At 42.1% G+C, this 19,869-nt stretch carries 37 protein-coding genes; 3 read left to right on the plus strand and 34 right to left on the minus strand.

Annotated features, from left to right (window positions below; all coding sequences use genetic code 11):
* Nucleotides 1-37: 37 nt before the first annotated feature.
* The 6 genes from ACIM339_RS00840 to ACIM339_RS07800 form a co-directional block, all read right to left on the minus strand.
* A complete protein-coding gene (locus tag ACIM339_RS00840) occupies nucleotides 38-895 on the minus strand; it encodes a tyrosine-type recombinase/integrase (RefSeq protein WP_162007665.1) in 858 nt (285 codons plus the stop codon).
* Nucleotides 892-1,302, minus strand: a complete 411-nt coding sequence (locus ACIM339_RS00845) for a hypothetical protein (RefSeq protein WP_015282722.1) — start codon at nucleotides 1,300-1,302, stop codon at nucleotides 892-894. Before ACIM339_RS00845 ends, ACIM339_RS00840 begins: the two co-directional genes overlap by 4 nt.
* Before the next feature lie 94 nt (nucleotides 1,303-1,396).
* A complete protein-coding gene (locus tag ACIM339_RS00850) occupies nucleotides 1,397-1,582 on the minus strand; it encodes a hypothetical protein (RefSeq protein WP_015282724.1) in 186 nt (61 codons plus the stop codon).
* On the minus strand, nucleotides 1,579-1,755 hold the full coding sequence (locus ACIM339_RS07875; RefSeq protein ID WP_015282725.1) for a hypothetical protein: 177 nt from the start codon (nucleotides 1,753-1,755) through the stop codon (nucleotides 1,579-1,581). The genes ACIM339_RS00850 and ACIM339_RS07875 overlap by 4 nt, the downstream gene beginning before the upstream one ends.
* The gene (locus ACIM339_RS00855) at nucleotides 1,752-1,958 is read right to left on the minus strand and encodes a hypothetical protein (RefSeq protein WP_015282726.1); all 207 of its coding nucleotides are present in this window, start codon (nucleotides 1,956-1,958) and stop codon (nucleotides 1,752-1,754) included. The genes ACIM339_RS07875 and ACIM339_RS00855 overlap by 4 nt, the downstream gene beginning before the upstream one ends.
* Complete coding sequence (locus tag ACIM339_RS07800; RefSeq protein WP_015282727.1) at nucleotides 1,948-2,100, minus strand: AbrB/MazE/SpoVT family DNA-binding domain-containing protein; 153 nt, start codon at nucleotides 2,098-2,100, stop codon at nucleotides 1,948-1,950. Before ACIM339_RS07800 ends, ACIM339_RS00855 begins: the two co-directional genes overlap by 11 nt.
* A 285-nt stretch (nucleotides 2,101-2,385) precedes the next feature.
* Between ACIM339_RS07800 and ACIM339_RS00860 the strand changes: the two genes are divergently transcribed.
* The 3 genes from ACIM339_RS00860 (at nucleotide 2,386) to ACIM339_RS00870 (ending at nucleotide 3,911) form a co-directional block, all read left to right on the plus strand.
* Complete coding sequence (locus ACIM339_RS00860; protein WP_337954330.1) at nucleotides 2,386-2,775, plus strand: PadR family transcriptional regulator; 390 nt, start codon at nucleotides 2,386-2,388, stop codon at nucleotides 2,773-2,775.
* 126 nt (nucleotides 2,776-2,901) lie between these two features.
* Nucleotides 2,902-3,726, plus strand: a complete 825-nt coding sequence (locus ACIM339_RS00865; protein ID WP_162007666.1) for a hypothetical protein — start codon at nucleotides 2,902-2,904, stop codon at nucleotides 3,724-3,726.
* Nucleotides 3,723-3,911 carry a hypothetical protein gene (locus tag ACIM339_RS00870; RefSeq protein WP_015282730.1) on the plus strand — a complete coding sequence of 63 codons (189 nt, stop codon included), beginning with the start codon at nucleotides 3,723-3,725 and terminating at the stop codon, nucleotides 3,909-3,911. The genes ACIM339_RS00865 and ACIM339_RS00870 overlap by 4 nt, the downstream gene beginning before the upstream one ends.
* Nucleotides 3,912-4,085: 174 nt before the next feature.
* On the opposite strand, the gene ACIM339_RS00875 is transcribed toward ACIM339_RS00870, so the two are convergent.
* The 28 genes from ACIM339_RS00875 to ACIM339_RS07805 form a co-directional block, all read right to left on the minus strand.
* Nucleotides 4,086-4,676, minus strand: a complete 591-nt coding sequence (locus tag ACIM339_RS00875; RefSeq protein ID WP_015282731.1) for a recombinase family protein — start codon at nucleotides 4,674-4,676, stop codon at nucleotides 4,086-4,088.
* A 9-nt stretch (nucleotides 4,677-4,685) separates the two neighbouring features.
* Complete coding sequence (locus ACIM339_RS00880; RefSeq protein WP_048103655.1) at nucleotides 4,686-5,012, minus strand: hypothetical protein; 327 nt, start codon at nucleotides 5,010-5,012, stop codon at nucleotides 4,686-4,688.
* A 23-nt stretch (nucleotides 5,013-5,035) separates the two neighbouring features.
* Nucleotides 5,036-6,130: a hypothetical protein gene (locus ACIM339_RS00885; RefSeq protein WP_015282733.1), complete on the minus strand. Its 1,095-nt coding sequence runs from the start codon at nucleotides 6,128-6,130 to the stop codon at nucleotides 5,036-5,038.
* A complete protein-coding gene (locus tag ACIM339_RS00890) occupies nucleotides 6,127-6,489 on the minus strand; it encodes a hypothetical protein (protein WP_015282734.1) in 363 nt (120 codons plus the stop codon). The genes ACIM339_RS00885 and ACIM339_RS00890 overlap by 4 nt, the downstream gene beginning before the upstream one ends.
* Nucleotides 6,467-7,294 carry a hypothetical protein gene (locus ACIM339_RS00895; RefSeq protein WP_015282735.1) on the minus strand — a complete coding sequence of 276 codons (828 nt, stop codon included), beginning with the start codon at nucleotides 7,292-7,294 and terminating at the stop codon, nucleotides 6,467-6,469. The genes ACIM339_RS00890 and ACIM339_RS00895 overlap by 23 nt, the downstream gene beginning before the upstream one ends.
* On the minus strand, nucleotides 7,287-7,661 hold the full coding sequence (locus tag ACIM339_RS00900) for a hypothetical protein (RefSeq protein ID WP_015282736.1): 375 nt from the start codon (nucleotides 7,659-7,661) through the stop codon (nucleotides 7,287-7,289). Before ACIM339_RS00900 ends, ACIM339_RS00895 begins: the two co-directional genes overlap by 8 nt.
* Entirely contained in the window at nucleotides 7,658-8,293 is a 636-nt protein-coding gene (locus tag ACIM339_RS00905) for a hypothetical protein (RefSeq protein WP_015282737.1), read from the minus strand. Before ACIM339_RS00905 ends, ACIM339_RS00900 begins: the two co-directional genes overlap by 4 nt.
* Nucleotides 8,294-8,296: 3 nt before the next feature.
* Entirely contained in the window at nucleotides 8,297-8,644 is a 348-nt protein-coding gene (locus tag ACIM339_RS00910) for a hypothetical protein (RefSeq protein WP_015282738.1), read from the minus strand.
* A 6-nt stretch (nucleotides 8,645-8,650) separates the two neighbouring features.
* On the minus strand, nucleotides 8,651-8,812 hold the full coding sequence (locus ACIM339_RS07880; RefSeq protein WP_015282739.1) for a hypothetical protein: 162 nt from the start codon (nucleotides 8,810-8,812) through the stop codon (nucleotides 8,651-8,653).
* A 2-nt stretch (nucleotides 8,813-8,814) separates the two neighbouring features.
* Complete coding sequence (locus tag ACIM339_RS07885; protein WP_015282740.1) at nucleotides 8,815-8,952, minus strand: hypothetical protein; 138 nt, start codon at nucleotides 8,950-8,952, stop codon at nucleotides 8,815-8,817.
* The gene (locus tag ACIM339_RS00915; RefSeq protein ID WP_015282741.1) at nucleotides 8,949-9,236 is read right to left on the minus strand and encodes a hypothetical protein; all 288 of its coding nucleotides are present in this window, start codon (nucleotides 9,234-9,236) and stop codon (nucleotides 8,949-8,951) included. The genes ACIM339_RS07885 and ACIM339_RS00915 overlap by 4 nt, the downstream gene beginning before the upstream one ends.
* Complete coding sequence (locus tag ACIM339_RS00920; protein ID WP_015282742.1) at nucleotides 9,229-10,536, minus strand: hypothetical protein; 1,308 nt, start codon at nucleotides 10,534-10,536, stop codon at nucleotides 9,229-9,231. The genes ACIM339_RS00915 and ACIM339_RS00920 overlap by 8 nt, the downstream gene beginning before the upstream one ends.
* On the minus strand, nucleotides 10,533-12,053 hold the full coding sequence (locus ACIM339_RS00925) for a hypothetical protein (protein WP_015282743.1): 1,521 nt from the start codon (nucleotides 12,051-12,053) through the stop codon (nucleotides 10,533-10,535). The genes ACIM339_RS00920 and ACIM339_RS00925 overlap by 4 nt, the downstream gene beginning before the upstream one ends.
* Nucleotides 12,038-12,334: a hypothetical protein gene (locus ACIM339_RS00930; protein ID WP_015282744.1), complete on the minus strand. Its 297-nt coding sequence runs from the start codon at nucleotides 12,332-12,334 to the stop codon at nucleotides 12,038-12,040. Before ACIM339_RS00930 ends, ACIM339_RS00925 begins: the two co-directional genes overlap by 16 nt.
* A complete protein-coding gene (locus ACIM339_RS00935) occupies nucleotides 12,335-12,586 on the minus strand; it encodes a hypothetical protein (RefSeq protein WP_015282745.1) in 252 nt (83 codons plus the stop codon).
* A 63-nt stretch (nucleotides 12,587-12,649) separates the two neighbouring features.
* A complete protein-coding gene (locus ACIM339_RS00940; RefSeq protein ID WP_015282746.1) occupies nucleotides 12,650-14,524 on the minus strand; it encodes a hypothetical protein in 1,875 nt (624 codons plus the stop codon).
* Nucleotides 14,525-14,534: 10 nt separating this feature from the next.
* Nucleotides 14,535-15,272 carry a hypothetical protein gene (locus tag ACIM339_RS00945; protein WP_015282747.1) on the minus strand — a complete coding sequence of 246 codons (738 nt, stop codon included), beginning with the start codon at nucleotides 15,270-15,272 and terminating at the stop codon, nucleotides 14,535-14,537.
* A 91-nt stretch (nucleotides 15,273-15,363) separates the two neighbouring features.
* Nucleotides 15,364-15,618, minus strand: a complete 255-nt coding sequence (locus ACIM339_RS00950) for a hypothetical protein (RefSeq protein WP_015282748.1) — start codon at nucleotides 15,616-15,618, stop codon at nucleotides 15,364-15,366.
* Complete coding sequence (locus ACIM339_RS00955) at nucleotides 15,612-15,842, minus strand: hypothetical protein (RefSeq protein WP_015282749.1); 231 nt, start codon at nucleotides 15,840-15,842, stop codon at nucleotides 15,612-15,614. The genes ACIM339_RS00950 and ACIM339_RS00955 overlap by 7 nt, the downstream gene beginning before the upstream one ends.
* On the minus strand, nucleotides 15,839-16,765 hold the full coding sequence (locus tag ACIM339_RS00960) for a winged helix-turn-helix domain-containing protein (RefSeq protein WP_048103657.1): 927 nt from the start codon (nucleotides 16,763-16,765) through the stop codon (nucleotides 15,839-15,841). Before ACIM339_RS00960 ends, ACIM339_RS00955 begins: the two co-directional genes overlap by 4 nt.
* Nucleotides 16,766-16,852: 87 nt before the next feature.
* Entirely contained in the window at nucleotides 16,853-17,161 is a 309-nt protein-coding gene (locus tag ACIM339_RS00965) for a hypothetical protein (RefSeq protein ID WP_015282751.1), read from the minus strand.
* A gap of 173 nt (nucleotides 17,162-17,334) precedes the next feature.
* Nucleotides 17,335-17,544, minus strand: a complete 210-nt coding sequence (locus ACIM339_RS00970) for a hypothetical protein (protein WP_015282753.1) — start codon at nucleotides 17,542-17,544, stop codon at nucleotides 17,335-17,337.
* Nucleotides 17,545-17,558: 14 nt separating this feature from the next.
* Complete coding sequence (locus tag ACIM339_RS00975) at nucleotides 17,559-18,416, minus strand: tyrosine-type recombinase/integrase (protein WP_162007665.1); 858 nt, start codon at nucleotides 18,414-18,416, stop codon at nucleotides 17,559-17,561.
* Nucleotides 18,413-18,823, minus strand: coding sequence for a hypothetical protein (locus ACIM339_RS00980; RefSeq protein ID WP_015282722.1), 411 nt, complete (start codon nucleotides 18,821-18,823; stop codon nucleotides 18,413-18,415). The genes ACIM339_RS00975 and ACIM339_RS00980 overlap by 4 nt, the downstream gene beginning before the upstream one ends.
* A 94-nt stretch (nucleotides 18,824-18,917) precedes the next feature.
* Complete coding sequence (locus ACIM339_RS00985) at nucleotides 18,918-19,103, minus strand: hypothetical protein (RefSeq protein WP_015282754.1); 186 nt, start codon at nucleotides 19,101-19,103, stop codon at nucleotides 18,918-18,920.
* On the minus strand, nucleotides 19,100-19,276 hold the full coding sequence (locus tag ACIM339_RS07890; RefSeq protein ID WP_015282725.1) for a hypothetical protein: 177 nt from the start codon (nucleotides 19,274-19,276) through the stop codon (nucleotides 19,100-19,102). Before ACIM339_RS07890 ends, ACIM339_RS00985 begins: the two co-directional genes overlap by 4 nt.
* Nucleotides 19,273-19,479 (minus strand): hypothetical protein, encoded by a 207-nt coding sequence (locus ACIM339_RS00990; RefSeq protein ID WP_015282726.1) that lies wholly within the window; start codon nucleotides 19,477-19,479, stop codon nucleotides 19,273-19,275. The genes ACIM339_RS07890 and ACIM339_RS00990 overlap by 4 nt, the downstream gene beginning before the upstream one ends.
* Nucleotides 19,469-19,621, minus strand: coding sequence for an AbrB/MazE/SpoVT family DNA-binding domain-containing protein (locus ACIM339_RS07805; RefSeq protein WP_015282727.1), 153 nt, complete (start codon nucleotides 19,619-19,621; stop codon nucleotides 19,469-19,471). Before ACIM339_RS07805 ends, ACIM339_RS00990 begins: the two co-directional genes overlap by 11 nt.
* Between the last annotated feature and the right edge of the window lie 248 nt (nucleotides 19,622-19,869).

Below are 19,869 nucleotides of genomic sequence, written 5' to 3' on the forward strand. Positions count from 1 at the left end.
CCATCCAAATTTGAACTTTTCACATATATCACCTCCTCTATTTTTCCTTTATTTCGTGGGTTTCTACATCATATCCTCCAAATAGGTTATCCTTCTCGTAAATCTGAGATAGAGTTATTGAGCTCAGTAATGACTTGAGATAAATCTGAGTGGTGGATAGCTTTGCATGGCCCAAATACTGCCTTATTGCCTCAAGATCCACACCCTTTAAATAAAGATCCACGGCCCTCCAATGTCGGCAACTGTGAGGATGCAATGGCTTACCCAAGGCCTTCGCTATGGTCCAGAAAATAGTCCCTATGGTCTTTATGTGGATCCTCCCTTGGGATGTGGTGAAAAGTGCATATTTGTCAGATGGAATCCTGTAATATTTGATATAATCATAGGTTAATTTCCATACCTCCTTTGGCATTGGAATTTTCCTAGATACATTCATCTTACTGTCTCTTATGCTGATCCACCTTTCATTAACATCTCCTACATTTAAATTAGCAATCTCGGATCTCCTCAAGGCTAAAAACGCATACCTTACAATTAACTGGTTTCTCCTGGTAATCCCTGGATTAGGCCATTTGAAGTTTAATATGAATTCCATATCTTCCTCCGATGGAATATATATCTCCCTTACGCTACGGGTGGCCCAGGTTTTAAGCTTTATATCCTTACCCAGAAATCTCATATATGCGTTTATCGCCTTTATGTCATGGTTTAATGCAACTTTACCCCTTTGCATCTCCTGATCCATTAGCCATAATGTGAGATCAGTTTTTGAGATGTTGTTAAGATCTATCTGCTGAAAAATCCTCCTCAGTCTACGATCATAATCGTCTATCGTTGCTCGCCGATATCTCTCGTTATACATCCACATCAGAAATTCATCACGGTTATAACTCACTCCCTCACCCCAACATCAGGGCCCGGGGAGTACTTCAGCTCCCCAAGGCCAGACATCCCATCCTCTTCCAGCATCTCAAAAAGATAAGATCTTCCTTCATCGGTTATTCGGTACACCCAGATTACACGCCCGTGATTGCTTGGAACCCCTGACTTCACCACACCAACCTCTTTGAGATAACCTTTCCTTTTCAGTGCCCCGATCACGGCACCCAGCACCTTCTTGTTCACTCCAGGAGGGCAGTACTCTCGTAGGTCATCAGCCGTGATTGTTTCCTTTTCAGATGCGAGTTTCAAGGCAATGATTTTCAGCTGCTCATAAACTGGACGGCCCTCAAAATAGCGTGGCAAAACAAAAGATGCAAACGGATCCTTGTAATCGTCCAGCCGCAGCTGCCCACGCATCATTACTCGTCACCATTAATCTTTTTGCGCATCTCAAAGCACTCTTCAAGCGTTCTGCCGCGGCAGTACTCATCCAAAAACTCCTTCTCTCTCAGCTTCATTCCCCGCTCACCCCTACATCTATCCACTCGCCTGTGAGTGGGTGTAGCATCTTCACATTGCGAAAACGGAGATGCCCGAATCTTCGCCTGAACTCTGTGAGAAAATCCTCGCCAACAACATCAACCTCAGTCCAATAGCCATCTTTTCCGTAACTATTCCAGATTTCACATTTGTATATCATTCCCCGCTCACCTCCGCAAACTCACTCAAAAATTTCTGACCAGATCCAGTTAGATGATCCGTGTAATCAAATGCGATTACTCCCCCACATCTTTTACATCTGTATTCCTTAAATCCCCCGTGAAAACCAATATATTCCCAGTCATTTGCTCCGCAATAGGGGCACTCTCTCATTCACTCACCTCCGCAAACTCGTTCAGCTTCGCCCTGTCGAACACGCCAAGCCGTTCAAGCCTCAGAATCGTGAGCCTCACTATTGTGTGCACGGTCTCATATTCCACATACATCAGATCCGGGCGATGATCCACCTCGTTCACGAAAATGTCATCTATGATCCGCTGCACTATTCCCTCAGGTACGGTAACATCAGGGAGCATCCGCCGCCACCTCCTGCGCTGTGTGGATCACATCTTTGATCTCTATCTTCACAATGTCTCCTGGCTCAATGTTCAAAATCTCTCTCACGTGCTTTGGTATTGCTATCCTCCCTAACTCCTGCACCTTTAACACCAACTCCATTCCTATCACCTTATATTTTACAATTATAAGTAATACTTTTAAAGTATTTAAAAGTTTTTATTTTGCAATTATAAGTTATAAAATTAAATCCTAAATATTATAGTTACATAATTATCAGTTGTGAGTAGTAAGTCATCTTTAAATGAAAAGCATGCGGCAACAATCTTAAAAGAACTATTAAATTCAGATAAGCCAATTTATATCTCATCTCTTCAATCTTTAATTAAAAATTATTATGCTCTACAAAATACCGTTAATAAACTTGCAAACGAAGGTTATATTGAAATGATAGAAACACAATACAAGGGTAGATCTGCAAAAATGGTAAAGCTCACAAAGAAGGGCCGTATTATAGCGGAGAAACTGAAAGAGATTGATGAGATGGCTTCCATGCCTGAAGACGAGCTTGAAGCACAAAGAAAGAGGTTGCACTGGATTGTGGATATCAACACCTACACGGACCACATAACCGCATACGACATTCACGGTGGAAAGAAGGAAATCTTCAACATCTGGCTCAAGCCAAATGGCAAATATCTTACTTTGTATTGCGATTTGTGCCATTCTGATTCCTGCTTTCACATTGATTGGGCCCTCCAGGACCCGGTGATAGGTCCCGAGATAAGAGAGATTGCCAAAAAGAAGGGCCTCAAGATAAAGAATGATGGAGAATAGTATGAGGTGGCTTGAATGGGACTATTTAAAAAAATCGGGAAAAGTATGGGCCGGGCCATAGTCAAGACTGGCAAGGCCACGGCTGCAGCCATAAAGAAGAAAAATCTTCAGAAGCAGGTAAAGCGGATGATTTTAGAGAGATATACCACCAGAGATCTTAAAAAGATGATAAAGGATTATGATCTTGAAGGACCAGAAATGCCCGAAAGAGGATATTACAAAAAGGAAGATTATGTGAACTATGTATACAAACTTTTCAAGTTGAAAGAGGTTATTGAAGATGCAAAAGATAGAAAAATACCAATCAAAGACATTATGGACTATTACATTGAAGAAATGGAGAAAATAGAGGAAGAGGCCCAGATCTCACCGCAGGAGAGTAAAGTTTCAGAGGAGGAAGAAGGAGTTGAGGAAATTGAGTATGAGCCTGAGCAATATGTAGCTCCTGAAAGGGGACAGTACAGGCCTCCACCCACAAGTGAAAAAGTTGAATGGAAATTTGAAGATCCTGATGAAACATTCTTTTATGGACTGTTAAGGGATATTGAGGAGGATTATGCTCCTACTGCTGCAGATACTTCTTTTGTAGATGAAATGGCATTTAAGGAGCATCTAAAAGCATATCTCATATGGAAATACAAAGGACATAGGATTACTTTCCAGCCAAAATCTGTGGATCTAATTATTGATGATAAGTTTGGATTGGAACTGAAATTTGCATATAATCGTTCAACTTTATCAAAGGGATATGAAGAAGTAAAAAGATATAAAAGAAAAGTCAAATATCTGGCAATTGTAATCTTGGATCCTGGGAAATTACCAAGGGATTACTTTAATGAAGTCATTGAAGATTACAAAGATATGGGCGCAGAGGTTATTGTAATAAGAGGAGGTAAAAAAAGAGATTTTAGAAAAAAGAAAGAGATCTGGGCTGCTCAGAGAATAAAATGACCCCCAAGGAACTTTTAGGCTGGATCCTTTTCTCTCTCCTCTTCTGGGGCTTTGGCATATTTGGGGTCTGGCTCTATCTGCACGGAATAGCTGCAGCGCTTGCTCTGGCCATTGCCGCCTTTGCTGGGTGGGCCGTTTACATTTTCATCTTCTTGGTTTTGCCTTTCCTTCAACTTCAAAGTTGAATATCTATATATACATATTACATGGTAAGAGAAAAATCTTCCCCACCACACACCCCACAGCGATAATATAAGAATTTGAAAAGTTGTGTAAAATACGGGATTTGTGAGATAAAAACAGTCATGAACCGTCCGTTTGCTGACAAAAACCCCGGAAAAAGGGCGGAAATTTTTTTCTTATGATTTCCGGTAATACAGGATAGATCTTATTGCACTATCTGGGATTCCTAACTTCTCAGAAATCTCTCTCCTGGAGAATCCTCTTTGTGCCAATCTTCTCACCTTCTCTGCAATCTCATCTGGATACTTGGCCCTTCTCCCTATGTGTTTACCTTCTTTCTTTGCCCTCTCTAGTCCAAGCTTCGTTCTCTCTCCTATACTCTCCCTCTCGTATTGTGCAAACGCAATAAGGATATTTGCAACGAATCTCCCTGCCGAGGTACTCATATCCAAACCTTCTACCACGGAGGAGATCTTGGGACCTACCCGCTCAAGTATTTTCTGAAAATCTATGATTGAACGGGTCAATCTGTCCAGGCGCCATACTAAAAGAATGTCCGCTCCGCCCTCCTCTAAAAAAGTTAAAGCACGCTGGAGCTGCTCTCTGTTCTCTGCACTCTTGCCGCTCTTTGCCTCTTTGAATTCCAAAACCACATCCCAGCCCTTCGCCTTCGCATACGCTCTGCATGCCTCTATCTGTGCCTCTATGCTGTAGCCCTTCCGCTTCTGCTCCTCCGTGCTCACCCTGGCGTAGATGATCGCTTTCATTGGTTCTCACTACGGGTGCGATAGCATCCATGTATACGCAGCCATTCCAAAGAAAAATGCAATGCCAATAAGATGAATTATAATCAGCATTTTCTCTCCTTTTTTCATGAGGCTACCCTCCTTTTTATTTTTTCCTTTCTCTTGTAGATGGCATAATTTACTATCATCAGAAATGTCAAAATCACTCCACCAGTCATCCACCATATCCACATTTTCTCTGTGGATGATGCCGTCAGGGCCGACGCTATATACTGCCCCAAACCAACCGCCTCTATTACTATTATAGCCCCAAATATCCCGAATATAGTACTTATTTTCCATTTCAAATTTTTCCATCCCATATATTCATCACCTCCATTCTATTTATTTTTTTCTACTTCTTCATCCAAGAGCCCAACCAACTTCTTCCAATTCTTGTGTTTTGCCCGTATGCTCCTCTCGCTTAGATTTATGCCCTCTCTCTCCAGGATCAGCTTTATCTCTTTCGTACCCAAACCTTTTTCATATAACCGCCCTATGCGCTCAAGAATGTACCTCTCCTTCTCGCTCTTCACCATCATTAATAATGTATCTTCCTTGGCTCTCTTCGCAGCTTCTAAAAGCCACTGTGGTGGATTGGTCTCATGTATGAATATTTTTGTTCCTTTGCCTGGGACCGGGGCAAATACAAGCCCTTCGTTGATGTTCAGACTTGTACAGATTTTCAAAATCTCCTGCCACCCTTTCGGTAAGTACTGCATTGTATTTGCAAGAAGTTCTGCCGTGGTCCATCGGAACATCTTTATGTCTGCTGTATCTCTCAGCGTGCTCTCAAGTGAACCAGTACGTATCACATTATAGATCACCCATGTGCTCAAGTGCCTGGAGCGCAGGGCTTGAAGGTTCATCTCCACATTCGCATTGCTAAGTGCTTTTTTAGACATGAGCGCCGGGGCTAACTCATTGTAAAGCACGATTTTCTTTCTTCCATCCAGTGGTGGCAAACTGTAATATTTCTTTATGATTATCCTCTCCCCAAGCTCTGGCTTCATCTTTATAATTTGCTCACCAAGTCCATCAACATCTCCATACACGTACATCATTGCATCAGGCATCTTCTCAAGCGCCTGAAGGGATAGGGTCCAGGCGGTAATTGTTTTGCCAGAATGACGGTTCCCGATAATGGCTAAAAGCTGCGGATACTTCAAAAATGCACGCATCAACTCCCCTGGAGATTTTGGAATTATGACAAGGTGTCTATCAGATACTACCCGGTACTTGAACCCATATTTCTCCCTGAATACAACACCAAACAGAACTGCTTTTCTACGATCCAAATCCCCTCGGCGGTAGCCCTCTTCAGATAATAGTATTGCCTTCTTCAGAAAAGGGGAAATATCCTCAGGTAGAAGACGACTCTCACGAAGCCAAAAATCGTATTCTCTCATTTTTTGTGCTACATATGTATAGCTCATACCTTCTCCCCCTCCATGGCTCGTACATCATTCTCTTTTAGCGTGTTGATAACCTGAGCATATGGATCCGTCGGGCGGAGGTCTTCCAGTACCGTCTTCTTGGCCTTGTTCTTTATGATACCCAGGTATTTCTTGAAAGTTCTGAGATCCTTTAGATTCGCATCCTCTGGGATCTCTACTTCAAAGAATTTTGCAACTTCGAGGAGATCGTCTATGTCTCCAGACGGTATGCAGAATTCACTTGTCGGCAGAGAATTCAACTTCTTTATCTCTGTCTGAAACACTATGATGTAATTCTCCAGTAACGCCTCATGCCATTGCTGGTATACGCTCCCTTTACTCCTCTCCACTTCCGCCATCTCCAAGCCACCTCTTTGCTACTGTTAGCATCACCAAAATAAAAATTAGCACACCTACATACCATGGCCAGCTTCGCCCAGCCAAGGGATACCTGTGTATTTGCTCATAATCATATTCTGCAGGATAGCCCTGAAATTGAAAGTGTGCAAGATCTACACTCATTCCATTACGCCATCCGTATTGATCAACAACATCAACGATGAGTATTCCAGTCTTCCAAGATGCAGGTACATTAATTGTTAAATTTGTTACGTTTGTAAATACATCAACAAGGTTCTCCTGTATGCCATCCCACACATAGATTTCAAGCCGGAATGTGGTATTTGGATCTATCTGTCCTGTTTGATTTAAAACCTTGCTCTTGAATATAATCTTTGAGCCATCATTTGAAAAGGTTAATTCGTATGGCAAAGGTGCAGGAACTACTGCAAAATCTTCTTTTATAATCATTGATTTTATGCCATTGTAATCTGTATAAAGTGTGATGTTATAATGCCCTTCAGCCATCGCTGGAAGGTATATTGTATTTTGTCTGCCTGGAGGAATCTGTATTGTTGTCTTATAGGTGTAGTTCACATTGATTCCATTTATCATTATGTATAGCTGTAGATTTCCATAAATCGGTTTGTTGTCATGGAATGGGATGGCAATCACATGAATTGGAGCGCTGACATTCATAATGTACATTGGAGAAACATTGGCACGAAACACCACATAGGACCCGCTGGAGGCATGAATTTGAGGCGAAAAACCTAGGGTTACAGCTAAAAAAATGAGAAGTATTAGGGTGGTTCTCTTACTCATTCTCAATTTTCTCCACCTCGCTGATTTTTGTGACCTCAAGGATGTATATCTTTCCACCAATTTTTATGAGTAAGTTGTTCTGAGGAATGTATGTGAACGTGTACTCTTTTTCCTGCATTCCTTGAAATGCCTCAGCCATCAATGCAAGAAAACTCTTTCTCTGTAAATTCTCATATTTTATTTGCATTGCAAGAATGTACATCAGCCACAGGAAAATCACAGCTCCTATGTAGTTTGGTAAAGAGCCTTGCAAATCTCCAGATATGAGCACGTTCACCACTTCGGCTATTGATACAAATGCAATTGCCATAAGTAATAATGTTGTCCACTTCGATTTCATCAAATACTCCAGAAACTTCTCATTCACTCTTCACCACCTCTACCATGTCTTGCTTTTTCAAGATCTATTAACTCATCTAATGTGAGTGTCGTTTCTTTACGCTCTTTCTCGGCCCTGTACTTCTTTAGTTCTTCGATAAGACTCTCTGCTACACGTTGCCACATTATTTCCTGATTTACCTCTAGATTCTTTGTCTGATACACAACATAAGATCCTTGTGGCGTTCTAGATACCTCTGCTATTACAGTCCACCTTAATCCCCTATTAACTACTTTCTTTTTACTCATTAGATATGTTAATCCATTCACAAGCTTGAAATAGCGTAATCCTCCCTCTTCCCAAGTTCTTACATACAATTTCCGTTCCTTTGTGCTTGGTATCTCAATCACTGGTACTGTGAGCCATCCAACCCAAGCATCGATAAATACGAAGATCAAAAACCACCACATCTGAAAATTAATAGGAGTATGAAGAAATTGGAGTATGAGTAACCATAACTCAAAGTATAAAGCTGAAATTTGCTCTGGCCATAGTAAAACTAGCCAAGATGTTGTTATTAGCAGAGCTATTAAGAAAATGTAGTACCACCAAGAGGTCTTGATTAGCTTTTTCGGTTTTTCTTTGGGTTTTGGCTTGAAAAACCGTGAAATTCTGCCCATTGCTCACCACCCCATGAAAAGCTTTGATATTGCCGCACCAATAATCGCCACTATTAGAATCATTATAATTGCTATCTTGCGTTTTTTGTTCTCTCCAAAGAATGATGTCTTCACTTCTGTTGATTTTGCGGGTATATATCCGACCTTTTTGGCAAATTCATCAAGCTTCTCTGACATTTCCCTTAACTCTTCAGTACTGATTCCTTTTGTCTTCGCCCCTGGAAAATATTTCCAGATCTTCTTAATATACTTCGCCCTCTTCCTCTCATCTTCTTCCTTTCTCTTCTCTTTCTCCTCTATTGCCCGCAGAACTGCATTAACTATCTTCTCAATCTCTACATCTTCAGCCATGACTTATCACCTCCTTAATATCTCCTCTAAAATCGTACCGATCTCTACCTTCAAATCTTCAAAAAATTGTGAAAACTTTATTCTTGAGGGTAAATAGTGCCTTACTGAAAACTTCCTAACTTCCTTGCCACTCTGAACCTTCACCAGTATCTTGATCTCATCTCCCACGACTAATCACCTTCTCCATGCTCACTATGTATCTTCCTTATCTCTTCCAGCAAGGCATCTATTGCCTCCTCTAACGTCGCCCTGCGTAAAACCTTGCCATCCCTGATGTAATACTCTCCGTTTATCTCTAAAACTTTCATAGCTCCATCTCCTTGTACGCCTGCGTGTAAATATCTGCCTCTTCCCGAAGCTGTTTCCTTTCTCTCCTGCTTAGATCCTTCCGCTTTGATGCTGCTCTCGCTCTGTTTGCCGCCAGCACCGTTGCCTGCTTGATCGTCCTCTTCTCTTTTCTCGTCTTTGCCCTCCTGAACATTCTTCTTAAAATGCTCACTGATCTCCTTGCTTTGCTTGGGCTCTCAAGACTTATTATTTCTGCAAGCTTCTTGTGCTTCGCAGGCTTGTAAAATAAACCCTTTCTACTCATGTCTACCACCTCCTGATATTACCATCAAAAATACCAAAACACCCGCGGCTATGATATAGTATTTATAATGCTCCCAGGTGTTTGAAATCGTTTCAAATCCTGCACCACCAAAATTGTACGGTACCCAATTTGCAGGCCTGTCAGTGCTGATGAAGTATGCATATATTACATTATCACTCTCATAATAGCCTCCCCACATCACTATCGTGTTTCCATTTGCACTCTGGAATGCAACAATTTTCATGGGCACTGGTGTAGATCTTATTGATTTATACTGGGAATCATAGAGATCGTATGCATGACTCATATCATTTCTGTAGTTTCCAACAAGTTTGTTTTCCTCATCGAAAATATATACCTCGTTATTGTTTCCAACAACATACGTATAGTTTCCAAAGTGTTTTACAGCATTGAACTGCTCTGTGTCGTTGTACTGCAGGTAAAATATATCTGCACTCAAATCAGACGTTAAAATCTCCAGGAAAGCTTTTATAATGCCATTCGTGCCTATACTGTGCCCAACCAGATATGCCTTTCCAGCACTGAAATCCATCCCAATAAAATGCATTCCATATGTCGTACCTGTGAAACTTTTTATTTTACTGAAATTTTCATCGTACATATCGATGCTCTTTCCTGCGAGATTGATGTAATATGTTGAGTTGTAAAATGCAATGCCGTTTATTCTCTCTGTGAAATTCAATTTTTGTATGAATGCACCAGTCTGCATGTTTACTTCGTACACATAACTCTCAACCTGTGACTCTAAATCTTCATTATAACCCGAGATTGCAACCACGAGATTGTTTCCAAATACAACATGCATTGCATCAATTGCCGTTTGATAGCCACCTCCATACAGCTCTTTTGAAAGTGTTACAGTTTTTATGATGCCAAAATTCCTGTTTGTCTGCCAGATTGTGAAATTGTATATGTCAAAATTCCCATCTGCTGGTAGCGGGCAGGTTATTACCGGATTATTTCCACCTCCCGAGTTAATGTGTGTTTTCACCTGATATCCCGCTATGTAAAAGCTACCATTTTTATAAGTGAAATCAACACCTATGTAGTTTAGCCCTATGTCAAATTTGCGCTTGAACTCATGTGTTGTTGTATTGTACTCGTATATCGATGTGTCAAAAAGAATGTAGATGCTGTTTCCAACTGTTACAACTTCTGAAAATCTGCCCTCATCTGTGTGCACAATCGCATAGGTATCTGTGTTTGCACCGTATGCTGGTGCACCAGCGGGTATTGCTATAATCATCAGAATAAACAATGTAAATGCTGCTCTCTTCATAGTATCCCCCCAGGAGGTTTGAAGGTGAAATAATTACTCAACTGTGCCTGGAGCCAGTCAAATCGTACAAATGATATCGCAACCAACACAAGCCCTATTATTCTGAATAGTGGACTGCGTGACGATAGTAAGAAGAGAAGTCCTATGAGTAAGAGTATTAGATGTGTCGTGTCTTCCCATGGCCACATGAACCACGGGGCGTAGATGGTATATCCTCCACCAGAGGCTTTATCAACGAAATACTGAACTCTCGTTATGTTCCAGTTGCCATCCTTATCCTCTGATATTATGTTCAAATTTATGTTTCCATAATAATTGAGCTGTACTCCCCAGTCTGCAGATCCTCCATTCTTGATTACGAATGGCTTGAAATACGCAACTATAAGATTGGTTGCAGGATCTGGCATCTGATACATATTGTTTCCAAACCATGCTATTACCCAGACCTTGATCTGCGAAGAGTTGTCATCAAACGCCTTTATGTAAAAATGCACCTCAGCACCCTGTTTGAACAATCCGGTACGTGTTACGGTAACTCTTGGTGGATGTACATCGGGCTTGTTGTTATAAACTGTCCATGAGTATGAGCTTAACAATGAGTCTCCATATAATGATGTTATGATCCACACGTAAATTCCTGAAGAGTCATTTTGTGTGAAATTGTACCTGAATGTCTTTGTTACTCCGCTCCATTCTCCAAAATCCTTTATGAGTTTTCCTTCACTGTTTGTAACTTTGCCTTTTTCTACCTCAATTGGAGGAGTTGTGCCTCCATACCACAATGAAACATCCCATTTGCCCTCACTAAGAGATATTTCTATTGAAGTGTAAGGTTGCTCTCCCTCTTTCCATACAGCTGCATCATGCACATTCTTTACACTTGCAACTCCTGATGTGAAGTAACCGTATATCGTTGCAACTTTTTTGTATCCACTAGATGTAACATAGACATAAACATCAATTCCAAATATGCCTGGATAAAACTCAGATGACGATGTTAAAAAACTTGTATTGGAATAATAACCCTGTGCATTCTCAGCAGATCCAGCAGGGGCTGGGGATAGCTGTGACCATCCTGCCGTGATGTTGTAATAATGCACTGTTTTGTTTTCATCTTTCCATAGATCACCAACCCAACTTTTTTCTTGATAGAATATAAATCTTGCATTATGACCGATATCCACCTGATTAGCATACACGTGACCATAATTGAGAAAGAAACTTACACCTACACGCTGATTGTTGTATCCCGCCCAGATTGAGGCAAGGAAATGATACGGCTCATTGACAACCCCACTTTCATATGCATCATTATCTATGAATGTGATGAAGTCCTCTATGTAATCCGTGCCAGCAATATATTTGTAACACGGCTTATAGATGTTATATGTTCCTGGAGTTGGACCCGTGGTTCCGCCGCCATCGATCATTGCATCTGCATTGAAAGAAAAAAGAGGAAGTAGGGAGGTAAGTGTGAGCAGCGAGATTATTGCCAGAATTTTCAGAGCCTTTGCCATTTTTCGTTCCCTCCTTTTCGGTTCGTTTTCTTTCTTGTCTTCTTTTTCCGTTCCACAAGCTTGGGCTCTTTTCCTTCTTTCCAGAGTAATGCAAACCCAACTGCTATTATGAATAACGCAAAGAGATTCGCCGCTATCGCACCTTTAACCCAGTCGCCATTGAACACGTTTACAACCCAGAAATGCAGATAAATGTCCGTTCCAAATGGAAGAATGTAAACTCCAAATCCGAAGAGTATGAATCCAGCAAACGTTAAAATTGCACCTGCTGCCTTGCCCATTTATCCACCTCCTTCAAGATAACGTGCCATTCCTTTCAGCACCTGGGCAAATCCAGATTTAACGTCCACGCCAAAACCTTGCAGGGCAAAAATTGCAAGTAACACTATTATTATCCAGCCCCAAAACGGTATCGCTGCGAGAAACGGCACAAATCTCACAACGAGAAGCTTCATTATCACTGAAACCACGAAGGCTATGAAAAATGCGATCGCAATAAAAATGGTAAAGGCTATGAAGTCCAAAGTAACCACCCCGATATGCCACCCAGAACGGCGGTCGTTAGAAGCAAGAAAGAATAAAGAACGGAAAGCATTTCACCGCCTCCGCCCGACAAGCAGTAGTACGACTACAGCGGCAGCCAGGAGCATCCAGACACGCACAGCATAGCCACCGATTGTTATCTTCGTGTTCAGAATGTTCCAGATTGCGCTTGCATTTCCAGTTGGCATGCCTGCTCCACCTGTGCCGTTCGTTGTACCGTTATTTCCACCCGTACCGTTGTCTCCTCCGCCACCACTGTTATTGCTACTGCTGTTGGATATCACGTTGCTCGTATCTGGTGCGGTAAACGCTGTCGAAGTGTATGCAATATGCCATGTTCCGTCGCTGTTCATGTATGAATATATTATGTTCACCGTGTTGTCATATATCCAGAATGTTGATTTATAAATGCCTGCTGTAGATAATGTGTTGGAATTTGTCTGAACGGGAGTAGAATAGCCAGTCCAGTTCAGGCCGTCATCGCTTTCGAGCCAGAAATTTGCGCGTGGAGTGCCGCCACTGGTGCCAACCTGGCAGAACGTGGCAAGCATGTAATATTTGTTCCCTGCCTTCCTGACTTCCAGATGCCAGAACTGATATGTCGTGTTGTCGTAAGTCACTGTTACAGGTGCACTGGTGCCCACTTTTGTCCAGTGAATTCCATCTGTGGAGGTGTAATATGCAATTACCCGTTGGCCGTTTACATCTGATTGTCCCCACATTCTAAAAACGCCGTTATCGTATATTATCGATTGAGACAGGAGTGAATCAGTTGTCAGAACTAGTTGAGGCTGACTCCAGTGATGAGCGTCTTCACTTGTAATGAGGTAGATGTAAGTTCCATTGGAAGAAGAACCTCTAAAATACAGGTAAAACTGGCCGTTGGCGTATAGTAAATTAGGGTCTGAAAGATAGTTCATGTTCAATTCCGATGGTGTCACGAGCGGATTAGACACGCCGTCCTCTGTCCAGTGTACTAAGTCGTTTGAAAATGCTATGCTCGGATTCTCATACTGATTTTCTGTGTTGGGATATGGTGTGATTGCCATCACGTAGTGGTAACCGGCTGGGCTGTTGTCTGGGAAATACACCACGGAAGGATGTACGAACTGCGTTTGACCGGCAATCGTGGCTGATATTTCTGTTCCGGCACCGATAGTGAAGGGAGAACCAGATATCCAAGATACTGATAATGCATTAGTAGTTTCTCCGCCGTTTCCTCCGCCGCTGGATTGCCCGCCTATTTGGTTCTGCACATCTGTAATTTCATCGCTGGTCAGTACACGATTATACGCCGCTATAAAAGAATAATCCACATCTGATTGGTCGTATGTTCCCGGTGAACAGCCGATATAGAAGGAATAGAGCCCGCTTGTCGCAATAGCGCTGAGATTATTTCTCTCATTGCCGTTCACGGATACGGAGAAGTAGGTGGAAGTTTGTTTTAGAACAATAAAGTATTCTGTATTCACGTTCACTGTTATGTTTGTGTTGTAGCCGGTTGAACCATATCTTACATATAGATTGTTGTCAGTGTAAAAATAGACGGATATTATTATTCCAGATGAGTTTTTGATTTGGAGTGCTGAAATGGTGCTGCCAAGGGATGATGGAAGAGTCGGTATGGAAACATCAAGTATTATTGTGTAATCGGTGGAAAGCGTAGCATTTGTTACCACACGTTGACCAGTATCGAAATGAATGCTATTATTGTTCCATGTGGGCGTTCCCTCAATTTGCCCGTTGTTTCCGTTTCCACTTGCATCGATTATCTCGGTTCCATTCTGCTGCGAACTGCCCTTGTAGAAGTCGTACTCGAAAAGTATATCGCTCTGCGTGATTGCTGCGTGTGCTCCGCCTGCACCGAAGATTGCAAACGCCGAGAACACAAAAAATGAGATGATGAGTAATGCTCCAATCTTGTTCATTGCCACCACCTCAGAGCCAGTGCTGCACAATGTACGCAAAGATCAGAAGCAAGATTCCAAACGCTGCTGAGAATTTCGCAACATCCTCATGTGTCTTCTCCTTCGCAATGTAGATAACTGCACCAACTATCAGCATGAATATCCCAACACCCACAAGCAGCGTGTTCAGAGTCGCATTGTAGAGCGTGATGTTGTTCACATCCATGTTGAAATATGCATAACCCCAGGAGATCACAAAAAGCACGAATCCAAGCAAAACTGCGTACTTTGCCACATCATGGTGCTTTTTGGCACCGAAGAAATAGAGTGGAATACCTACAGCAAGCAAGAATAACGACGTGTACAGCAGATATGAGTTGAACTGCAAATACTGCTTTATGTCTACCGTTCCGCCTCCGCCTGATGTGCTCTCAATTGTGATGTATACCTCTTCACTCTTGTTCGTCTCGTTACCGTTTACAACCGCCGTGACATAATAGTAATATGTGTGCCCTACCGTAACATTCGTGTCTATGTATGTCGTGTTTGTTGTGTTCGCATAATAACTCTCATTCCCTGACGAGTTGCCCCTATATATCTTGTATAATGTTGCATTCGTTACCGGGTTCCATGATAGCGTTACGTTCCCGTTGCTGTATGTTGCTGTTAAGCCTTCTGGAGCCAAGGCATGCACTGCTGGAGAAAACATAAATGCTGCAATCACTAACGCAAGAGCAATAAAAATAAAGCTGAGTATGCTCTTACGCATCCCATCCCTTCTGACATGTGTTCGCATACAGCATGATTATTATGTTTCTCCTTTAAATAAACTTGAAAGTTGAAGGAAACAAGCAGAGCCTTTAAAATACTATGAGAATTTGCAATCTCGATTTTTGACCCCCTCCTCTGCTCTTGTTGGCCCTTGGATAGTCATAGCTCACTATGCCTGAGATGATTAACTTCTCTCTCCTCGTCAGCGGCTCTCCTTTTAGAGCTTCTGCAATTTTGTAAATATCATCTAAACTTATCGTCTCCCGAAGGGTTATCGTTGCAGATAACCTCATCGCTTCCTCAATGATTTTGCGTATCTGTCCGCGCTTGAGCTCTCTCACCATTCTGTGTACACCTCATACATTTTATCTTTCATAGCTCGAATGAATGCCTCAATATCTCCATCCGCTTCCAGCCAGATAAAACGCTTGCCTAACTCTCTTAATGTGCCATACTGTAGAAATTTGACTCTTGTCTTCGTATCATATGCAATGTTTACAATGTCCTCAACCTTTAATTTGTATGACGCAACCGATACCTTCCCATTCCAGAATAAAAGAATCTTCATGCGTATCCCTCCACCTCCTCTAAAATTTCTTCGCTCCTGGATTCCAGGTCCTGCGAAGATTTCTTAACATACTTCTCAGGGTGCAAAATCGCATCTACCACGCTCTTGCTTACCTCCATCGCTACTGTTTCAGCCACTGCCTTTGAAATCTCTACCGCCAGCCCTGGAAATTGTTTTACCTCCTGCTCTATCTCCCTGATCTTCCTCGGCATCTCAAGGTATGTTATCACATCTTCCACATCGTAAAAATGCAACGTGCCCGGCTCTGGCGTGCTGTCTATCGCTCCATGCTCTGTCACCACTACCTGCTTCTTTGATACTTCTTCAGCTACAGGATCTCCCAGGATCTCCCATTTTGGTTTGCCTATCTGTACAGGATCCCCTAACTCATATCCTGCTGCTTCTTCCAGGAGACGCTTTACATTCAGCACCGTCTCAAGCGCCTTGTATGCCGCTCGCCATGGGTCCGGGTCCTCTACTCCAAATCTTATGATTATGTGCTTCGTCGTCTTCTCAACATTCACATTTCCAATCCAGGTGTATTTCCTCACCCATCCCTTTAACGCAACCTCATGATCATACCAGAAATCTGCATCCTTCTTTATCGCCATCTTGAACTGAACATTATGCACCCCTCGCACCCTCGGCATCTTCGCACCTGCCTCACCCCCTGTGATGCTTTTGTAAACTTCCTCCTTCCCCTTCTCTGTGAGCCTGTAATACTTAACATGCTTGAGCGTGAGAGATTGTTGAAATGCCGTTTTCTCTATGTCTAATTCTATTAATCCCATCTCTATCAATTTTTTTATCCTTTGCGAAATTGCACCTTTAGATAATCCTACCTTAAATGCTATTTCTCCAGCATTCATACCTTGCTGGATCATTTTTAAAATCTCATAATTGGAAATTTTTTTACTGGGCATCTTATGCAACACCCCCCATCAATGCCCATGCCCCAAGTTTAGAATAATCTAAACTTCTTCTAAACTTCGAGTTAAAAAAAGAGAAAATCAAGCCTTCACCCCCAGCATCTCAAGCAAGAATGCAATCCTCTGCGGTGTGATCTGATACAATCTCAGATCTATGATATCTTCCCTTGTTAAAATGAAATAAAGCCCTCTCAGATCATCCATTCGTTCTGTGTTAAAAATAGCCCCTGTTATTGTTTTCTCTGTGATTAGTTCTTCTGCGGTCTTGAAATCATCTGTTCTGGAAACTCTCCATACAGCTACGATATACCTGGGTAGATCTGGGAATCCAACAGGGTTCTGGAAAAACGCACGGATCTTCTCCAGTATAACCCTGTTGTCCAGGATCATATTATCCTCGCCTCACCCTCTCCAAATAGTTTAAGAAACTCTACCGCTTCTTGTGGCCCACCATAGAACTTAATGATCTTGTCCCTTACCTCTATGTAAATTACCAATTCTTTCAACCTCCTCACCTTCCAGCATCTTCAAAATAACTACCCAGGGTTTTCTGTTCACCATTATCATATCTCTCCCTCCAAAAGAGCCAATAATTCTCCTTCTGTAGGGATTTTTGCATAACCTTTCTCTGCCCATTCCTCTAAGAGTTTCCTAAGATCTTCATCTCTAAAAATTGTATTTGGGTAAATCCGTTTGTAGTGCCTTAAAATTCTCTCAATCCGGTCGGCCCCATTTCTTATTTTACCGGTCCCATCCAAATTTGAACTTTTCACATATATCACCTCCTCTATTTTTCCTTTATTTCGTGGGTTTCTACATCATATCCTCCAAATAGGTTATCCTTCTCGTAAATCTGAGATAGAGTTATTGAGCTCAGTAATGACTTGAGATAAATCTGAGTGGTGGATAGCTTTGCATGGCCCAAATACTGCCTTATTGCCTCAAGATCCACACCCTTTAAATAAAGATCCACGGCCCTCCAATGTCGGCAACTGTGAGGATGCAATGGCTTACCCAAGGCCTTCGCTATGGTCCAGAAAATAGTCCCTATGGTCTTTATGTGGATCCTCCCTTGGGATGTGGTGAAAAGTGCATATTTGTCAGATGGAATCCTGTAATATTTGATATAATCATAGGTTAATTTCCATACCTCCTTTGGCATTGGAATTTTCCTAGATACATTCATCTTACTGTCTCTTATGCTGATCCACCTTTCATTAACATCTCCTACATTTAAATTAGCAATCTCGGATCTCCTCAAGGCTAAAAACGCATACCTTACAATTAACTGGTTTCTCCTGGTAATCCCTGGATTAGGCCATTTGAAGTTTAATATGAATTCCATATCTTCCTCCGATGGAATATATATCTCCCTTACGCTACGGGTGGCCCAGGTTTTAAGCTTTATATCCTTACCCAGAAATCTCATATATGCGTTTATCGCCTTTATGTCATGGTTTAATGCAACTTTACCCCTTTGCATCTCCTGATCCATTAGCCATAATGTGAGATCAGTTTTTGAGATGTTGTTAAGATCTATCTGCTGAAAAATCCTCCTCAGTCTACGATCATAATCGTCTATCGTTGCTCGCCGATATCTCTCGTTATACATCCACATCAGAAATTCATCACGGTTATAACTCACTCCCTCACCCCAACATCAGGGCCCGGGGAGTACTTCAGCTCCCCAAGGCCAGACATCCCATCCTCTTCCAGCATCTCAAAAAGATAAGATCTTCCTTCATCGGTTATTCGGTACACCCAGATTACACGCCCGTGATTGCTTGGAACCCCTGACTTCACCACACCAACCTCTTTGAGATAACCTTTCCTTTTCAGTGCCCCGATCACGGCACCCAGCACCTTCTTGTTCACTCCAGGAGGGCAGTACTCTCGTAGGTCATCAGCCGTGATTGTTTCCTTTTCAGATGCGAGTTTCAAGGCAATGATTTTCAGCTGCTCATAAACTGGACGGCCCTCAAAATAGCGTGGCAAAACAAAAGATGCAAACGGATCCTTGTAATCGTCCAGCCGCAGCTGCCCACGCATCATTACTCGTCACCATTAATCTTTTTGCGCATCTCAAAGCACTCTTCAAGCGTTCTGCCGCGGCAGTACTCATCCAAAAACTCCTTCTCTCTCAGCTTCATTCCCCGCTCACCCCTGCATCTATCCACTCGCCTGTGAGTGGGTGTAGCATCTTCACATTGCGAAAACGGAGATGCCCGAATCTTCGCCTGAACTCTGTGAGAAAATCCTCGCCAACAACATCAACCTCAGTCCAATAGCCATCTTTTCCGTAACTATTCCAGATTTCACATTTGTATATCATTCCCCGCTCACCTCCGCAAACTCACTCAAAAATTTCTGACCAGATCCAGTTAGATGATCCGTGTAATCAAATGCGATTACTCCCCCACATCTTTTACATCTGTATTCCTTAAATCCCCCGTGAAAACCAATATATTCCCAGTCATTTGCTCCGCAATAGGGGCACTCTCTCACTCACTCACCTCCGCAAACTCGTTCAGCTTCGCCCTGTCGAACACGCCAAGCCGTTCAAGCCTCAGAATCGTGAGCCTCACTATTGTGTGCACGGTCTCATATTCCACATACATCAGATCCGGGCGATGATCCACCTCGTTCACGAAAATGTCATCTATGATCCGCTGCACTATTCCCTCAGGTACGGTAACATCAGGGAGCATCCGCCGCCACCTCCTGCGCTGTGTGGATCACATCTTTGATCTCTATCTTCACAATGTCTCCTGGCTCAATGTTCAAAATCTCTCTCACGTGCTTTGGTATTGCTATCCTCCCTAACTCCTGCACCTTTAACACCAACTCCATTCCTATCACCTTATATTTTACAATTATAAGTAATACTTTTAAAGTATTTAAAAGTTTTTATTTTGCAATTATAAGTTATAAAATTAAATCCTAAATATTATAGTTACATAATTATCAGTTGTGAGTAGTAAGTCATCTTTAAATGAAAAGCATGCGGCAACAATCTTAAAAGAACTATTAAATTCAGATAAGCCAATTTATATCTCATCTCTTCAATCTTTAATTAAAAATTATTATGCTCTACAAAA

The organism is Aciduliprofundum sp. MAR08-339 (genome assembly GCF_000327505.1).
Lineage (GTDB): Archaea > Thermoplasmatota > Thermoplasmata > Thermoplasmatales > Aciduliprofundaceae > Aciduliprofundum.

Excerpts from the sequence above, each read along its gene's own strand:
- ACIM339_RS00845 (WP_015282722.1), bottom strand. The coding sequence starts at position 1,302 with ATGATGCGTGGGCAGCTGCGGCTGGACGATTACAAGGATCCGTTTGCA.
- ACIM339_RS00850 (WP_015282724.1), bottom strand. The coding sequence starts at position 1,582 with ATGATATACAAATGTGAAATCTGGAATAGTTACGGAAAAGATGGCTAT.
- ACIM339_RS07875 (WP_015282725.1), bottom strand. The coding sequence starts at position 1,755 with ATGAGAGAGTGCCCCTATTGCGGAGCAAATGACTGGGAATATATTGGT.
- ACIM339_RS00855 (WP_015282726.1), bottom strand. The coding sequence starts at position 1,958 with ATGCTCCCTGATGTTACCGTACCTGAGGGAATAGTGCAGCGGATCATA.
- ACIM339_RS07800 (WP_015282727.1), bottom strand. The coding sequence starts at position 2,100 with ATGGAGTTGGTGTTAAAGGTGCAGGAGTTAGGGAGGATAGCAATACCA.
- ACIM339_RS00860 (WP_337954330.1), top strand. The coding sequence starts at position 2,386 with ATGATAGAAACACAATACAAGGGTAGATCTGCAAAAATGGTAAAGCTC.
- ACIM339_RS00865 (WP_162007666.1), top strand. The coding sequence starts at position 2,902 with ATGATTTTAGAGAGATATACCACCAGAGATCTTAAAAAGATGATAAAG.
- ACIM339_RS00870 (WP_015282730.1), top strand. The coding sequence starts at position 3,723 with ATGACCCCCAAGGAACTTTTAGGCTGGATCCTTTTCTCTCTCCTCTTC.
- ACIM339_RS00875 (WP_015282731.1), bottom strand. The coding sequence starts at position 4,676 with ATGAAAGCGATCATCTACGCCAGGGTGAGCACGGAGGAGCAGAAGCGG.
- ACIM339_RS00880 (WP_048103655.1), bottom strand. The coding sequence starts at position 5,012 with ATGGAAAAATTTGAAATGGAAAATAAGTACTATATTCGGGATATTTGG.
- ACIM339_RS00885 (WP_015282733.1), bottom strand. The coding sequence starts at position 6,130 with ATGAGCTATACATATGTAGCACAAAAAATGAGAGAATACGATTTTTGG.
- ACIM339_RS00890 (WP_015282734.1), bottom strand. The coding sequence starts at position 6,489 with ATGGCGGAAGTGGAGAGGAGTAAAGGGAGCGTATACCAGCAATGGCAT.
- ACIM339_RS00895 (WP_015282735.1), bottom strand. The coding sequence starts at position 7,294 with ATGAGTAAGAGAACCACCCTAATACTTCTCATTTTTTTAGCTGTAACC.
- ACIM339_RS00905 (WP_015282737.1), bottom strand. The coding sequence starts at position 8,293 with ATGGGCAGAATTTCACGGTTTTTCAAGCCAAAACCCAAAGAAAAACCG.
- ACIM339_RS00910 (WP_015282738.1), bottom strand. The coding sequence starts at position 8,644 with ATGGCTGAAGATGTAGAGATTGAGAAGATAGTTAATGCAGTTCTGCGG.
- ACIM339_RS07885 (WP_015282740.1), bottom strand. The coding sequence starts at position 8,952 with ATGAAAGTTTTAGAGATAAACGGAGAGTATTACATCAGGGATGGCAAG.
- ACIM339_RS00915 (WP_015282741.1), bottom strand. The coding sequence starts at position 9,236 with ATGAGTAGAAAGGGTTTATTTTACAAGCCTGCGAAGCACAAGAAGCTT.
- ACIM339_RS00920 (WP_015282742.1), bottom strand. The coding sequence starts at position 10,536 with ATGAAGAGAGCAGCATTTACATTGTTTATTCTGATGATTATAGCAATA.
- ACIM339_RS00925 (WP_015282743.1), bottom strand. The coding sequence starts at position 12,053 with ATGGCAAAGGCTCTGAAAATTCTGGCAATAATCTCGCTGCTCACACTT.
- ACIM339_RS00930 (WP_015282744.1), bottom strand. The coding sequence starts at position 12,334 with ATGGGCAAGGCAGCAGGTGCAATTTTAACGTTTGCTGGATTCATACTC.
- ACIM339_RS00940 (WP_015282746.1), bottom strand. The coding sequence starts at position 14,524 with ATGAACAAGATTGGAGCATTACTCATCATCTCATTTTTTGTGTTCTCG.
- ACIM339_RS00945 (WP_015282747.1), bottom strand. The coding sequence starts at position 15,272 with ATGCGTAAGAGCATACTCAGCTTTATTTTTATTGCTCTTGCGTTAGTG.
- ACIM339_RS00950 (WP_015282748.1), bottom strand. The coding sequence starts at position 15,618 with ATGGTGAGAGAGCTCAAGCGCGGACAGATACGCAAAATCATTGAGGAA.
- ACIM339_RS00955 (WP_015282749.1), bottom strand. The coding sequence starts at position 15,842 with ATGAAGATTCTTTTATTCTGGAATGGGAAGGTATCGGTTGCGTCATAC.
- ACIM339_RS00960 (WP_048103657.1), bottom strand. The coding sequence starts at position 16,765 with ATGCCCAGTAAAAAAATTTCCAATTATGAGATTTTAAAAATGATCCAG.
- ACIM339_RS00965 (WP_015282751.1), bottom strand. The coding sequence starts at position 17,161 with ATGATCCTGGACAACAGGGTTATACTGGAGAAGATCCGTGCGTTTTTC.
- ACIM339_RS00980 (WP_015282722.1), bottom strand. The coding sequence starts at position 18,823 with ATGATGCGTGGGCAGCTGCGGCTGGACGATTACAAGGATCCGTTTGCA.
- ACIM339_RS00985 (WP_015282754.1), bottom strand. The coding sequence starts at position 19,103 with ATGATATACAAATGTGAAATCTGGAATAGTTACGGAAAAGATGGCTAT.
- ACIM339_RS00990 (WP_015282726.1), bottom strand. The coding sequence starts at position 19,479 with ATGCTCCCTGATGTTACCGTACCTGAGGGAATAGTGCAGCGGATCATA.
- ACIM339_RS07805 (WP_015282727.1), bottom strand. The coding sequence starts at position 19,621 with ATGGAGTTGGTGTTAAAGGTGCAGGAGTTAGGGAGGATAGCAATACCA.